16 protein-coding genes and 1 riboswitch (1 of these 17 running past the window's edge) are annotated in these 13,893 nt (G+C 57.5%); of the genes, 8 read left to right on the top strand and 8 right to left on the bottom strand.

What is annotated here, in order from left to right; all coding sequences use genetic code 11:
* Nucleotides 1–93 precede the first annotated feature (93 nt).
* The 6 genes from AAYR33_08550 to AAYR33_08525 form a co-directional block, all read right to left on the bottom strand.
* Complete coding sequence (locus AAYR33_08550) at nucleotides 94–2,688, bottom strand: MMPL family transporter (protein ID XAO71045.1); 2,595 nt, start codon at nucleotides 2,686–2,688, stop codon at nucleotides 94–96.
* A gap of 226 nt (nucleotides 2,689–2,914) precedes the next feature.
* Entirely contained in the window at nucleotides 2,915–3,394 is a 480-nt protein-coding gene (gene ribH, locus AAYR33_08545) for a 6,7-dimethyl-8-ribityllumazine synthase (protein ID XAO71044.1), read from the bottom strand.
* Between the two features lie 70 nt (nucleotides 3,395–3,464).
* Entirely contained in the window at nucleotides 3,465–4,787 is a 1,323-nt protein-coding gene (ribB, locus tag AAYR33_08540; GenBank protein ID XAO72444.1) for a 3,4-dihydroxy-2-butanone-4-phosphate synthase, read from the bottom strand.
* A 32-nt stretch (nucleotides 4,788–4,819) separates the two neighbouring features.
* Nucleotides 4,820–5,431: a riboflavin synthase gene (locus AAYR33_08535; GenBank protein ID XAO71043.1), complete on the bottom strand. Its 612-nt coding sequence runs from the start codon at nucleotides 5,429–5,431 to the stop codon at nucleotides 4,820–4,822.
* 11 nt (nucleotides 5,432–5,442) lie between these two features.
* Nucleotides 5,443–6,525, bottom strand: coding sequence for a bifunctional diaminohydroxyphosphoribosylaminopyrimidine deaminase/5-amino-6-(5-phosphoribosylamino)uracil reductase RibD (ribD, locus tag AAYR33_08530; protein ID XAO71042.1), 1,083 nt, complete (start codon nucleotides 6,523–6,525; stop codon nucleotides 5,443–5,445).
* An 88-nt stretch (nucleotides 6,526–6,613) separates the two neighbouring features.
* A riboswitch (FMN riboswitch) is annotated at nucleotides 6,614–6,758 on the bottom strand.
* Nucleotides 6,759–7,247: 489 nt separating this feature from the next.
* Nucleotides 7,248–7,403, bottom strand: coding sequence for a hypothetical protein (locus tag AAYR33_08525; protein XAO71041.1), 156 nt, complete (start codon nucleotides 7,401–7,403; stop codon nucleotides 7,248–7,250).
* Between the two features lie 178 nt (nucleotides 7,404–7,581).
* On the opposite strand from AAYR33_08525, the gene AAYR33_08520 reads away from it, so the two are divergent.
* Genes AAYR33_08520 through AAYR33_08510 form a run of 3 tightly spaced genes read left to right on the top strand, consistent with a single transcriptional unit; the run spans nucleotide 7,582 to nucleotide 8,680 of the window.
* Nucleotides 7,582–8,196, top strand: coding sequence for a deoxyribodipyrimidine photo-lyase (locus tag AAYR33_08520; GenBank protein ID XAO71040.1), 615 nt, complete (start codon nucleotides 7,582–7,584; stop codon nucleotides 8,194–8,196).
* A complete protein-coding gene (locus AAYR33_08515; GenBank protein ID XAO71039.1) occupies nucleotides 8,193–8,327 on the top strand; it encodes an FAD-binding domain-containing protein in 135 nt (44 codons plus the stop codon). The genes AAYR33_08520 and AAYR33_08515 overlap by 4 nt, the downstream gene beginning before the upstream one ends.
* On the top strand, nucleotides 8,321–8,680 hold the full coding sequence (locus tag AAYR33_08510) for an FAD-binding domain-containing protein (GenBank protein ID XAO72443.1): 360 nt from the start codon (nucleotides 8,321–8,323) through the stop codon (nucleotides 8,678–8,680). The genes AAYR33_08515 and AAYR33_08510 overlap by 7 nt, the downstream gene beginning before the upstream one ends.
* Before the next feature lie 2 nt (nucleotides 8,681–8,682).
* Here the strand turns inward: AAYR33_08510 and AAYR33_08505 are convergent, their stop codons facing one another.
* Nucleotides 8,683–9,123 (bottom strand): hypothetical protein, encoded by a 441-nt coding sequence (locus tag AAYR33_08505; protein ID XAO71038.1) that lies wholly within the window; start codon nucleotides 9,121–9,123, stop codon nucleotides 8,683–8,685.
* Between the two features lie 316 nt (nucleotides 9,124–9,439).
* Nucleotides 9,440–10,528 carry an A/G-specific adenine glycosylase gene (locus AAYR33_08500; GenBank protein ID XAO71037.1) on the bottom strand — a complete coding sequence of 363 codons (1,089 nt, stop codon included), beginning with the start codon at nucleotides 10,526–10,528 and terminating at the stop codon, nucleotides 9,440–9,442.
* A gap of 9 nt (nucleotides 10,529–10,537) precedes the next feature.
* Here AAYR33_08500 and AAYR33_08495 point away from each other — a divergent pair, with 9 nt between their 5' ends.
* The 5 genes from AAYR33_08495 to AAYR33_08475 all read left to right on the top strand — a co-directional run.
* Nucleotides 10,538–11,101 carry a DUF721 domain-containing protein gene (locus tag AAYR33_08495; protein XAO71036.1) on the top strand — a complete coding sequence of 188 codons (564 nt, stop codon included), beginning with the start codon at nucleotides 10,538–10,540 and terminating at the stop codon, nucleotides 11,099–11,101.
* A gap of 152 nt (nucleotides 11,102–11,253) precedes the next feature.
* On the top strand, nucleotides 11,254–12,195 hold the full coding sequence (locus AAYR33_08490; GenBank protein XAO71035.1) for a 2-hydroxyacid dehydrogenase: 942 nt from the start codon (nucleotides 11,254–11,256) through the stop codon (nucleotides 12,193–12,195).
* Nucleotides 12,196–12,465: 270 nt separating this feature from the next.
* Complete coding sequence (locus AAYR33_08485) at nucleotides 12,466–13,023, top strand: PfkB family carbohydrate kinase (protein ID XAO71034.1); 558 nt, start codon at nucleotides 12,466–12,468, stop codon at nucleotides 13,021–13,023.
* A complete protein-coding gene (locus AAYR33_08480; protein ID XAO71033.1) occupies nucleotides 12,987–13,673 on the top strand; it encodes a PfkB family carbohydrate kinase in 687 nt (228 codons plus the stop codon). The genes AAYR33_08485 and AAYR33_08480 overlap by 37 nt, the downstream gene beginning before the upstream one ends.
* Nucleotides 13,633–13,893: the 5' end (the start) of a class II D-tagatose-bisphosphate aldolase, non-catalytic subunit gene (locus AAYR33_08475; GenBank protein XAO71032.1), read on the top strand. It continues 795 nt past the right edge of the window; the window shows 261 of its 1,056 coding nt (coding positions 1–261); it begins with the start codon at nucleotides 13,633–13,635; its stop codon lies beyond the right edge, outside the window. The genes AAYR33_08480 and AAYR33_08475 overlap by 41 nt, the downstream gene beginning before the upstream one ends.

The raw sequence follows: 13,893 nt of genomic DNA, 5'->3' as shown, positions 1-13,893 counted from the left end.
CTTTTTCATCCAAGAGGTCTTTTGAAGGCCAAATAAAACGGGGCGCTGCGGCGCCCCGTTTTTTTATCCGCCGCCCATTGCCCGGGAGGTGTGTCAATCATCAATCGCACGCCGGGGGAGGAGGGCCGGGACGAGGATGAGAGTCGCCAATAAGGTGCATCCAAGTGAAAGCAGCAGCAGGATACCCATACTGGCCGTGCCCGGATGTTGCGACGCGGCGAGTGAGCCGAACGCCGTCCCGGTCGTCAGGGCTGAGAAGAGCACAGCGCGCGCTGTCGGGGAGGCAAGCGGGAATTTGACGCCTTCCCGCCAGTTCATGACAAAATAAATATTGAATGAAACACCGACGCCCAGCAACAGCGGCAAGGCGATGATATTGGCATAATTTAGCGTGATCGGCACGGAGACAACAATGATGACCGTCAGAAGCGCGGAGAGGAGCAACGGCGCTAAAACGAGCGCGACATCCAGGAGGCGCCGCAATATCACGAAGAGGATCAGCGCAATCATGATGATGGCGTAAATGGCAGCATCGGTGAAAGCGTGAATCATTGTCTGGGCACTGCCCACGACTTCGACGGCCGTGCCTGCGACATCCTTATTGACGCGCTGCATGTCCTCAACAAAGCGATAAAGGGCTTCGTTAGAGGTAATGCGTGATTTGGGTTGGATGGTCAGAAGCGCCTTCCCGTCCGGTGTCACGTAATTTTCAGCCAATGATTTGGGCAAACTGTCGAGTGTCACCTCATCCGTTTGCAGGGAGGATTGCAGCGTCTGAAGCTGCTCTGGCAAAAACCGCGTGAGCGCGTCGTTCGTCTCAAGGAGTGTTGTGTCGGGCGCTGTCGCAAGTCGGGTAAGCGCTTTCTGGATGCGCAGAAGCGGGTCGTCATCAGGGCGCTTCTCCTTCAGGACGATTGATAGGTTTTCCGCCGCCTGTCGTGCGGCTTCCCGCAGATCCGCCGCGCTTGGAGGGGATAGGGGCGTTACGCCGACAAGGGTGGGTAACATAATGGCAGCCGTGTCGCGAATCATGGCGAGCTTCTGACCCTGCTGCGTGGGGATGAACATCCCCAGCCATATCACGGAATCCACTGTGGGAAGCGCGTCGAACACCTTGACCCATTCTCCCGCAATTTTCAGATTCGGGGCGACGAGCGCGCCTGAATAAAGGGAAGAGCGTGGGTCGTCTTGAAGCGCATGAAGGGCGCGCATCCCTTCCGTATGGGGGTTTTTCGTATGGAGTGGGTCCGCATCAAAATAAAGGCGCGGCAACAGCACGATGCCGATCACAGCGAGGATCGCAAAGCCGGAGATCACCGATTTACGGTAACGCCGCAGGAAGCGGTCGCAACCCGCCATATTCTGAAACCCGGTCTCTGTCACGCCGGAGCGGGCGCGACACAAGGCGAGCAATGCGGGTAAAATCGTCATCGTGCATAAAAAGGCAATCAACATGCCAATGCCCGCGATCAATCCCAATTGCGCGACACCGACGAAATTTGTGGGCACAAAAGCCAGAAACCCGGCTGCGGTCGCTAGAGCCGCCACTAATATCTGATGCCCTGTCTCAAACCCCGTTGCCCCGAGCGCGGTGACGAGTACGTTGCCCTCTGTGCCGGCGACTTCCTGCGCGCGAAAGCGCACGGAAAACTGAATCGCGAAATCCACGGCGATCCCGACAAATAATATCGCAAAAGCGGCGGAAATCAGATTGAGGCGCTCTACAGCGATGGCGGCGAAACCGGTTGTTATCAGCAGTCCGTAAATCAACGTGATGAGGATCGGAATAATGACGCGCGGTGAGCGCACCGCGAAAAACAGCCAGCACGCCACGAGGATGAGGGAGGTGATCAGCCCGATACCCATACCTTGCGCGACCGTCGCAAATTCCTCATCACTGAGCTGTACCGGGCCGGTGATCATGACGGAAACATCACCGGACTTGACGAAGGGCAGTTTCGCAACCGCCTCATGGATGGCGTCGCTGGCTTCACCCCCTGGCTGTAAATTATTATATTTCAGCACAGGTTTGGTGACGACAAATTGATATTGCCCGGTCATGTCCGCCGTCCCCGGCGTCAATAAACGTTGCCAGGACAGGCTCGCGGGACGTCCCTCCGCCGCGCGTTGCAGGGCTGTGGCAAAGCCGTTCAGTTGCGGCGTCATGCTGCCGGGCAAGGTTTCACCATGCGCCAGGCCCTCGCCGATCATGCCGAGCGCGTTGAAAAGGCCGCGGGCTGCCGGGTCCGCGGCGAGGGTCCCCATAAAAGGCTGGGCGGCGACAATATTATTGAGAAGGGATTCCAGCGCGGGTGGTTCAAGGAAGAGCAACCCATGCTGGCGGAGATAAGGGTCATCATCCGGCAGCCGGACGAAGCGGAATTTATCATGCTGGGCCGAGAGAATTTGCGCGAGGGCCCGTGCGGTTGCCTGACCTTCCTCCGGGATGCGGGCTTTAATGACGGCGACCATCAGATCGTCATTGCCCGGGAAGAGCCGGTTGATTGTGTCATTGTGCTGTCGCCAGGGCAACGACCGGGCGAACATCTCATCCGTATCCGTCGTGACACCAAGCTTTTTGACGGTGACAAACAGGCTGCCAGCCAGCAGGATCACGGCGCAGAGCAAGACGATAAGGGCGCGGCGCGCGCTGAATGAAACGAGCTGTCGAAGCATGGCGGCAAACATGGACGGAAATTCCTATCTCTTATGCGCCGCGCGAGGCGATGTGCGGCGGTGGAACAATATGGCAAGCCTGTCGCGTCAACCTATCCTGGAGGAACGCGCGATACGGGCCCGCTACGTCAACGCATGACATCGCGTTGCCACGCGATATCACATGAGCTTTGAATAAACGTCAAATCAGAGCATTATGCCGAAAGCGAAGTTCTCCCGCCCTCGCACGGCGTGTCGATCACGTATTTTCCGATTGTTGGCGGAGGAAGGCGATCGTCTCCAGACAGGCTGCCGCTGCTTCCCGTCCTTTATTATGGATGTCGTCGCGTGACCGGGAGACGGCCTGGTCATTATGATAGGTTGTTAGGACACCGAAGGAGATGGGCTTTCCAGTGGCGAGTTGCGCGTTCATGATCCCGATCGTGGTGCCGAGGCTGATGAACTCGAAATGCGCCGTATCGCCTTTAATGACGCATCCGAGGCAGATCACTCCATCATATTGCGCCTGACGTGCAAGGGCCTGCGCCATGATCGGCAATTCGAACGCCCCTGGTGCGTCGTAAATATCGACATTGTGAATATTACGCTCGGCAAGGCATGTCACGGCACCCTCGCGCAGACCACCCGTCACTTCCGTATTGAAGCGGCTCACCAATATTGCGAGGCGCGGGGGCGTTTCGAATGTTAAGTCGGGCGGTTGGGGGATGTGTGTGGCCATGTTTAGTCTCCTCTTGAAAGCTTTGAAGTTCCGTTCATCTCACTTTGCGTGCGACGCGTTCTGACGTCCTTCAATCCTGACGATGTCGCGCCCATATCTCGGTTGAGACATCCCTCAAAAAGCGTTCAGGTGCCGTATCGAGCGCATGCCCCATGCGGGTGCGTTTTGTTGTGAGGTAATCGCGGTTGAACGGGTTAAGCCCGACCATGAGCTGATCAATCCTGGCGACTGAAATGCCCAGCACGGTCAAACCATCACGTTTTGCCGGGTTATTTGTCATCAGGGTAATGTCATGCACGCCGAGTGTCTTCAGGATGGCCGCCGCGATTTCCCAATTTCGTGAATCGACGGGCAGGCCGAGGCGGAGGTTCGCATCCAGCGTATCAACGCCCTCATCCTGCAAGGCATAGGCGCGGATCTTATTGGCAAGGCCGATCCCGCGCCCTTCCTGCCCCCGAAGATAAATCAGCACGCCATGTTCGGCATCCCGGATGCGTGCCAGCGCCTCCCTTAATTGGGGACCGCAATCACATCGGAGGGAGCCGAGCGCATCGCCTGTGACGCATTCAGAGTGGATACGCACCAGGCATCCGGCTTTCTGCAGATCACCTTTGATCAGAGCGAGATGTTCCTGCCCGTCATCGGCGCGGAAGGCTTTGACTTTCAGATCCGTCCCGCCGAAAGCGCTTGGCAGCGCCGCGTCAGCGATTATCGTGACGGGCGACGCTGCTTCCCGCTCGGACGATGATGAACGCGGTGCGGATGCGACGGCATCCCGCCCATTTACCTCACACCAGGCAATGAGGTCAGCAATGGCAATGAGGGGGATATGATGGGTTTCACTGAACTTCTTCAATGAAGGCAGGCGCGCCATTGTGCCATCTTCATCAATGATTTCACAAATAACGGCGGCGGGGTTCAGTCCGGCGAGGCGGGCCAAGTCAATCGCGCCCTCTGTATGTCCGGGTCGGGCAACGCACCCACCGGGATGGGCACGCAGGGGGAAAACATGGCCAGGTGTGCTGATCTCCGCCGGCTTCGTACCCGGCGCGGCGGCAAGCTGAATCGTGCGTGCGCGGTCCGCGGCTGAAATCCCGGTCGTGATACCATTTGTCGCTTCGATACTGACGGTGAAAGCGGTGCCGCGCGGGTCATGCCCGCGACGCGGCATCATGGGGAGGTCGAGATGGCGGATCTGCGCCTCTTCCAATGCAAGGCAGATCAGCCCTCGACCATGGAGTGCCATGAAATTAATCGCCTCCGCATTGGCGAATTCTGCGGCGATGACAAGGTCGCCCTCATTCTCCCGCAAGGCGTCATCCACCATGATGACGGGACGACCCTCCCGAAAAGCCTTCAGTGACGCTGCGAGAGCAGGCGGGAGGGGCACCATCTTCCGGCCCGGCGGGGTGATCGCGCGATTGCTCACGATTTCACCTCATGGCGCGTGAGCGACTCAATATATTTCGCGAGGATATCCACCTCGATATTCAGCGCGTCTCCGACCTGCTTTCCCGAGAGGGCCGTGTGCTGCCAGGTATGAGGGATGATCATCAGGGCCATCTCGGCCGTGTCCTGAGGGCCCTTCCCGACCTGATTGACAGTCAGGCTGATACCATCCAGTGCGATCGAGCCTTTTTCCACCACATAACGGCGCAATGATTCAGGAATGCTGACTCGCAGATCATAGACGTCGCCATTTTGATCCAGTCTGGTGATGTGACCGACCGCATCGACATGCCCTTGCACAATATGGCCGGAAAGACGCGTTGTTGGCGTGCAGGCGCGCTCAAGATTGACTTTATGGCCCTGCATCACCGCTCCAAGCGCTGAGCGTGACAGCGTTTCCGTGCTGACGAAAAACGTCGCCCGACCATCAGGTTGAAACGCTGTTACCGTCAGGCAGACACCATTCACGGCGACGCTTTCACCGAGACTGAGATCGGAAAAGCCCGTCTCAATGGTAAAAATCCGGGCGTCCGGTTTGGGCGTGACAGATAGAATAGAGCCAAGATTTTCGATGATACCGGAAAACATAAATTGTGCCTTTAAGGTGACTGTGCTGGCGCGACTGTTGATGGGGCGAAGAAAGGTGGAAGCAGGGCGGTCGGAGACGCATCAGGAGCGCGAAGATGCACCTCATCCTCCCGGCCTGGCGCGGTGCGGATTGTCAACCACTCGTCCCACAAATTGAGGGACTCGCAGGCCGTTGTGAGGCGGGGGCCGCCCTCAACCAGCGCCCATAAGGCGCCGGCTTTTGCCAGCTGCGCGGGGAGTTCAGTGAGGTCATGGCTCACCCATGTCTCAAAACCATGCTGCTCATAGAACTCACGAATATCCGGCCCGATAACCCCACGCCGATCGCAAATTGCGAGGATACGTCGCCGCATCGGATGATCCGGGACATGCCGCACGGTAAAAAGCGGCTTATCGCTCAGGATCGTCCCGGCGCCGGTGATGATGGCGTCGGTCGCGCGGCGCAGATAATGGGCCAAAGTGAGGGATGACGGGGATGTAAACGTCTTCTGGCCCGGTGGCGGGCGCATGAACCCGACATGGTCAAGGGCCTGTTTGATGGTGATGAAGCACCTGCCCGCCCGCTGCACCTTTGAGAATGGCGCTGACAAGGCGATGGCGCGCGAAGCCTGCGGAGCAAGCGTTGGTTCCTCCCGCGCGAAACGCACATTTATGCCGTTCGGCGCGGCGCGTAACGCGTCGGCACCGCCGCGCGCCAGCGCATTCGGGTCCTCCGCGCCGATCCACACATGGTTGACGGGGCTGGCAAGGAGGGCTTTGGCGCAAGGGGGGGTGTGACCGAAGTGATTACATGGTTCCAGGGTGACAATGGCCGTGTGAATCTTCTCAAATTTGCCACTTGCACGGGCGAGATCCAGAGCTTTCCGCTCCGCATGTGCCTGGCCTGCCTGTTGATGCGCGGCGATGGCGAGGATCTGTCCCTGGCGGTCAAGGAGGGCGCACCCTACCGGGGGGTTGGGTGCCGTTGCCCCCATGAAGCGCGCCGCTTCCGTGATCGCCGCGTCAAATGCGTCGGCAATGGCCCCTAATGCCAATGGCGCGTCATCAGACGAGGCGCCATGCGCTGGCGCGGCCATATTATGTTGTTCGGTCATAATTAAGCCCTTCAAACACAGAAATTTATTCTGCAGGGCGAAAAAACGAAAGGGCAGTCATCCTCAACGCCGGACGCGGCTTCCCCTTGCGTATTCTCTCACATCCGGACTTTAACCGTCGGCTCCGGAATTTGACCGGATCTGCTTGACCCTGGGCGGACCCAGGCGCTGGCGGGCTTGTGCGTGATGCACCTACCGCCGGTTGGGAACTTCACCCCGCCCCGAGAACAAAATTTTGCGCATAACTTCGCATAGCGCGAGATTTTAATTAAGGCTTCGTGCGGGGTTTTACAAGGACCACCCCGCACCCCTTGTTTCACTTTTGTCAATGGGAACAATGACAGGCAGCGGAAACTTATTCATCTGGTGGGGGATCGCACGTATTCGTGGCGGAGAGTTTACCCCTTCTAAAAAGCAAAACTTCGCACAGCGCGAGATTTTGACGACGGGATCCTGCGCCGCCTTGCAAGGACTGCGACGCGCTTCTCACATTTTGCCGATCGGAAAATGACGGGGGACGAGATCGCGATTCCCTGATGGAGGGGCGCTTCCGCGGGGCAGGACTTACGTGCCCCGCCCTTTTCGCATCGGAAAAGATTTTCCGCCTTGTGGGCGGGATAAACTATCGACGCGAACCAGCCCGAACACAGAAGATGCTCTCGGGCCGTGATAAACCCCTGTTTAACAGCCTTCAGCCCTCAAAAAAGGGCGGGGGCCGTAGATCAGGGTTTTGCGGCGTTGGCACCGCTTGAAACAGAATTGCCAACCGCGCTGACATCACGTCCCGCGCCGCCAATCGTATTGCAAGCAGCAAGCGCAAGAATCATGGCCGTCGCAACAAGGCCGCGACCGATATTTGAAGTTGATAGTTTTTGCATGAAGTTTCTCCGTAAATAACCAGACATAAAAAATGTTTTATGATGTCAGGAGTTACTTTTTCAGGTTCAAAAATCTGTGCCCACTGGTCATAATTCGCTTGGCAGGGGCGTCGCGGGGGACGCGGAAATCCGTCAAGCGTCGTCGCACCGTCATATGCCCCCTTGGAGGAACGCAAATTTGGCTAGATCCATGGTGCTTTTCCGGGATGATCTTCGTCTCGCCGACCACCCGGCGCTCAGTAAAGCCTGCAAAGATAAACGCGACATTATCTGCCTCCTCATGCTGGATAAAGGCTCGAAAATCCGTCCGATGGGCGGGGCGGCGCGCTGGTGGCTGCATGATGCGATTGCGTCACTGCGCGCTTCGCTCCGTCAACACCATGGCGACTTGCTGATCGTTGAAGGAGATGCGCGGGAGATCGTGCCGCATCTTGCACGCCATTTTGAAATTTCGGACGTCTATGCGCATTATCGTTACGGCCCGGCGGAGCGCGATATCGATGCGTCCATCGGTAAGGCGCTCGGGCGGGACGATATCGGATTTCATCAATATCACGCGGCGGTTCTCTGCCCGCCTGAAAATATTAAAAATGGCGCGGGGCAGGCTTTCAAGGTGTTTTCAGCCTTTTGGCGCGCCATTGCGGATAAACGCAATCGGGGGAAGGCGCGCTTTCAGTCAGAAATCGCCTGGCGGGACTTCGCCATTTATAATCTGCTCCATAGCCCCGATATGACGACGGCAAATCTGCCCCCCAATTCAATCACATGGCGTGGCGGCATGAGCCGAAAATGATCCGCCTCTGGCAGAAGGGCCAGACGGGCATACCCATTATCGATGCGGGCATGCGCCAATTATGGCAGACAGGCTGGATGCATAATCGCGTGCGGATGATTGTCGGCTCCTTCTCACCAAACATCTGCTGACAAAATGGCAGGAGGGGGAGACGTGGTTCTGGGATACGCTAGTCGATGCGGACGCGGCCTCAAATGCGATGAATTGGCAATGGGTTGCAGGTTCAGGGATCGACGCGGCGCCTTATTTCCGCATCCTCAACCCGGCCCTTCAGGGCGAAAAATTTGACGGTCAGGGTGATTATGTCCGCCATTTAGTGCCTGAGATCGCAAAACTTCCGAATGCGTACGTCCAGCATCCCTGGGATGCGCCGGAAGATGTCCTCAAGGAAGCGCAGATCACATTGGGGAAAGATTACTCAAAGCCGTGCATTGACATCAAGGAAGGGCGCGCCCGCGCCATGAAAGCCTTCGAAGATCTGTGACCTCAGGGCGTTGCGCTCTGCACGGTCTGTTTTGCGAAGACGATGACTGTGTGCATCTCTTCGTCCGAAACCAAATCAAGTGGGATCGGCTCTCGGAGGGGAAGGGATGCGTCGAATGATTCGATGACTTCCATATTATCGCGTATCGGGTAGGCATGTGGCCCGATCAGGATCTGATGCCCCTCTGTCAGGCGCATGGGGCCAAGTTCCTCCCCGGCCTCGGAAGCGATGATTATCCTGTCACCATGCATCAAAGTGGCGCAGGCGCGCAGGAAGCCGTCTGTCAGAAGCGAGAAATGTTCCCATTCACTCGGGTGCTCTGCATCCATATGGATGTGGAAATCAGGCGTGCTGCGCATATATCGCGGGTGCGCGCCATCATGCGACAGAAATGTTGCCAGATTACCGGATGAAATCTGCACTTTCATTTTTGGCAGCGGCATGGGCAAGGACACGGCTTTCTCGAGCATCGCCTCAAATCTCTCGGGCATAGGTTCGGCGCGCGCATAAAAATACCCGGAACGCGCCCTAGCGCGGGGTTAATTGTGTTGAGATGATCCCGCAAAAGATCGAGATCAACAAAACGGCCAAAATAATCGAGCAGCCAGTAACGTCGGAGGGAAAAGCCGAGATTCTGCATGATCGTCCCTTTACCATCCGCCTGATAACAGGCGGTTACGTCGGCCCGGCGGGCGGTCCAAACAATATCGGCGATTCAATTCTTGATGTTGCTTTGGATAACGCAAGCCATCTTCCGGCTCAAGCTGGCAGTTTAGCCAAAGCCAGGCATTTCCGCATCAGGCTCGGAAGGGCCTGATCAGGAAGATCCTTTATCGCGCACGCCACCGCATCGGCAATCATCTCCGGCACCAAGAGGGGCGCGAGGCGCGATGATCTCGCGGTCGTCCATGAGGTGACTTCCACTTCGTACACGTCAAGATAAAGGGTCAGATGAGTAAATACATGTTTGACCCGCCCGAGATACATCCATGTTCTGGCGGACGCATTTTTCTGCGGGATGTCAGGCGGCGCGGAAACGGAAACCCAGTCACTCCCGGGAAGTGCCATCATCGCCGCGAGGAGCCCTTTTTCAGGCCGTTTTCGTAGAAGAACAGAAGGGCCCGGTCCGCGGATGATCAATGCCGTGCCATAACTGTCGGGACGTTGCTTTTTAGGTGTTTTAACCGGGTAGGACTCCTCTTTGCCTTCTCGGTGCGCAGCACAGTCTTTTTGCCACGGGCATAACATGCATTTCGGGCGTCGCGGCGTGCAGATCGTCGCGCCCAGATCGAACAAAGCCTGCGCGAAATCAGACGCTCGCGCCTGCGCAGGCGGGTCGTCATTTAATGTCGCGGCAAGGGTGGCAAGGTGCTTCTTCTCGGTGGGGAGCGGTGTGTCGGAGGCGAAGAGCCGCGATGTGACGCGCTCAACATTGCCGTCAACCGGGATGACCGGCACATCAAATGCGATGGACGCGATGGCTCGCGCCGTATAAGGCCCAATGCCCGGCAAGGCTTCCAATGCCGGGACGGTTTGGGGGAAAGCGCTGCGCGCCGCCAGTTCACGCGCGCAAAGATGCAGGTTGCGCGCCCTGCTGTAATAGCCAAGCCCGGCCCAGGCTGCCAGGACATCATGCTGGGGTGCCGCGGCCAAAGCTTGAACCGAAGGGAAACGCGCGATAAACCTCAGAAAATAAACATGTACCGTTACCACCGTCGTTTGCTGCAGCATAATTTCGCTCAGCCAGACGTGATAGGGGTCCGGCTTCTGCCCCGGTAGGGCGCGCCACGGCATGATGCGACGGTGATGATCATACCAGAGCAGCAGTGAGACAGCAGAGAAGGTCACACGAGCGATATGAAGAAATCCGACACAGCGCGCAAGTCCGGGACGACCCGTCCCGGGTCAACACAGCCGGAAAAAGAGGCACGGCGCTTTTTCGGGATGAGAGCGCTTGGCGCTTTGATCGACCCTGTCGCCCGCCCTGCCCTGAAACGCCGACCCAGCCTTGCCGTGCAGATTATCCTCGATTGGCCGCATATTGTTGGGCCCGCTCTGGCGCGTATGTCAACGCCGCGTAAATTGTCGGGCGGCACATTGACAATCGCCTGTGCCGGGCCTGCCGCGGTCGAGATGCAATATCTGATTCCCCAACTTCTGGAGCGCATCAACAGCATGGCGGGTAGGGCGCCTGCGGGCGAGGGTCGTCAGTCCCCGCTGCGATTCAGGGATCAATCCACGTTCGTGACCCGGGTGCGAATCATTCATGATGCGGTACTGGAGGAGGTGTCTGAACGCCCCGCACGCAAACCGGCTGAGCCGGTCATGATAGAAGAAGGTCGCCGTCAGCCGATCCATGATGTGTTGCAACGATTAGGGGGACTTATCTCCGCTCGGGAACGTGATAAATCGCCTTCCTGAAACCGCGTCTACCCGCGCAACCCGGCTTGATAATGAGGGCCGCTTCATGCAACAGCGTGCCGGTCATCATAAATTTGAGTCGGGTCATTCCCCGCCTGTATCCAGGCAGATCACTGATGCCTGTCGACGCAACGTGAAAGGATTATAACAGGATGAATGCAGAACCTATCGACATTCTTGTCCTCGCGCCGCAATTTGCACATGCCCAAGCGCCCCGAATGCATGAATATATCCTGCATGATTACGATTCAATCGCGGCTTTAGGTGCGTCAGCGCGCAAGATAAGGGGACTTATCACAGATGGTACGCGCGGTGCCCCACGCGATCTTCTTGAGGCCCTGCCAAATCTGGAAATCATCAGCGTCTGCGGCGTGGGCTATGATCGGATTGATCTGGAAACATGTCGCCGCCGACAGATCAAAGTCACGACGGCGCGTGGGGTCCTTTCGGCCGATGTTGCAGATATGGCGTTTGCCCTGACATTGGGCGTGTTACGTCGCACTGTCGCGGCTGATCGCTTCGTCCGCGCGGGCGATTGGAGTGCGACGCATCATTTCCCACTTTCCACGTCGCTGAAAGGCAAGCGCATGGGCATTGTCGGGATGGGCGATATCGGCATTGAAATTGCGCGGCGCGCGCAGGCTTTCGGGATGGAAGTTGGCTACCATAACCGGCGCGTCAAAGAGGAAAGCCCTTTATCTTACCACCCCAACCTGATCACGATTGCCCGCTGGTCCGACGTGCTTGTCCTCTGCCTGCCCGGCGGGGACGCAACGAGGCAAGTGGTCAATAAGGACGTGCTGGATGCGCTCGGACCTGACGGGTTTCTCATCAATGTCGCGCGCGGCTCCGTGATTGATGAGCCCGCCCTGATCTCGGCGCTTCAGGAGAAGCGGATCAAAGGGGCAGGGCTGGATGTCTTCGCCGATGAGCCGCATGTGCCGCCTGCTTTAACGTCATGCGACAATGTCGTGCTGCAACCCCACATCGCCTCCGCCACGCAGGAGACTCGGACTGAGATGGCGGCGCTCGTTTTCCGGAATCTCGACGCACAATTCGCCGCGCGCCCGTTGCTGACGCCGCTTGCCTTCTGACTTGACGGAACGCGTGGCCGTGTCGCGCCGTGTCATATTTTGTGATTCGCGCGTTTTACCGTCCCGCAACGGTTCGGCGATCGCGATTGCGACAGTGTTTGACCGGTTCAAAAGCGTTTCGGCGCGTTGGTTAAGGGTGGGAAAGCCACTTATTTCGATATAATTCTCGTTTTTCCCTTGACGATATCGCGATTTTCGCGGTCGTGCTCTTCGTTTGCCGTTAAAACAGGCTTAGTATTTCGGTCTGATGCGTTACGGAGATATGGCGGTATGAGCACGCGGGGGAAGATCATCACATTCGGCGAGATCTTCGTCGAAATTGTCGCGGACACGGTGGGTGTCGGCTTCCAGGAAACGATGGGTTTGCGTGGGCCATTTCCTTCCGGTGCCCCCGCGATTTTCATTGATCAGGTTGCGCATCTCAACGTGCCGTGCGGCATCATCTCCTGCGTTGGGGACGATGATTTCGAGCGATTGAACATCGCACGACTGGAGCGCGACGGTGTTGATGTCTCCGCCATCGCTTTTTCCTCCAATTTAACGACAGGCAGTGCTTTTGTCCGTTATCGTCCCGATGGATCACGGGATTTCGTCTATAATATTCGTGGCGGTGCCTGTTCGGAAACGCGACTGACAGCGGCAGCGCATCACCTGCTTGATCAGATCGCGCATTTTCACCTCATGGGCTCATCACTCTTCTCCCCCATCATGATTGAGGAAGCGATGATTGCCGTGCAAAAAGTGCGGGAAAAGGCGGCAAGGTTTCTTTCGACCCGAACATACGCAAGGAGATGCTGTGCGCCCCCGGTATGCGCGGCGCTATGCTGAATATCCTGAAATACTGTGATCTTTTCCTACCCAGCGGCAATGAGCTGGTGGCCCTTACCGATGCTACGGATGAGGAAGGCGCCATTGAGGAAATCTTCCGCCTTGGCGTGTCGGAGGTTATTCTCAAAAAAGGAAGTGAGGGCTGCCTATTCTTCAGCCGCGACTATCGTATCGCCGTCCCGGTCTTCCCCGTCGCGGAAATTGACCCGACGGGTGCCGGCGACTGTTTCGGCGCGACTTATGTCGCCTGCCGTTATCTTGGCAAGTCGGTCGAAGCGAGCCTCCGTTATGCTTCCGCCAGCGGTGCCCTGGCCGTGTCCGTGCTTGGACCGATGGAAGGGCGCGCTGATTTCGCGGCGCTGGACGCTTTCATTGAAAAAAACAGGAGTAAGGGTGTGACTTACAATCCTCTCATCAATCTTCGCGCATCCTATGATGCCGGTAAGGCTCAGGGTATCGTTTCCGTGTGTTCCGCGCATCCGATCGTGATTGAAGCGGCCCTGACCCGCGCAGCGCGTCTCCGGACGATCGCGTTGATCGAGGCGGCCTGCAACCAGGTGAATCAGGATGGTGGTTATACGGGCATGACACCGGCCGATTTTCGGCGCTATGTCCTCAATATTGCCGACCGCGTGGGGGCTGTCGCATGAGCGCGTTATTTTGGGTGGGGATCATCTCGGTCCCAATCCGTGGAAAAATCTGCCGCCCCATGAGGCCATGCAGAAAGCCTGCGACATGATTGCGGCTTACGCTGAGGCCGGTTTCGTCAAACTCCATCTTGATGCCAGTATGGGTTGCGCGGGTGAGGCCGACCATTTGCCGGATCAAATCGTTGCTGAACGGGCTGTCATGATGGCGGCGCGTACCGAG

The sequence above is a fragment of the Acetobacteraceae bacterium genome, assembly GCA_039613835.1.
Taxonomy (GTDB): Bacteria; Pseudomonadota; Alphaproteobacteria; order Acetobacterales; family Acetobacteraceae; genus Sorlinia.
The sequence above is the reverse complement of the archived record's forward strand: the minus strand, read 5'-3'. Positions and strand labels throughout refer to the sequence as shown.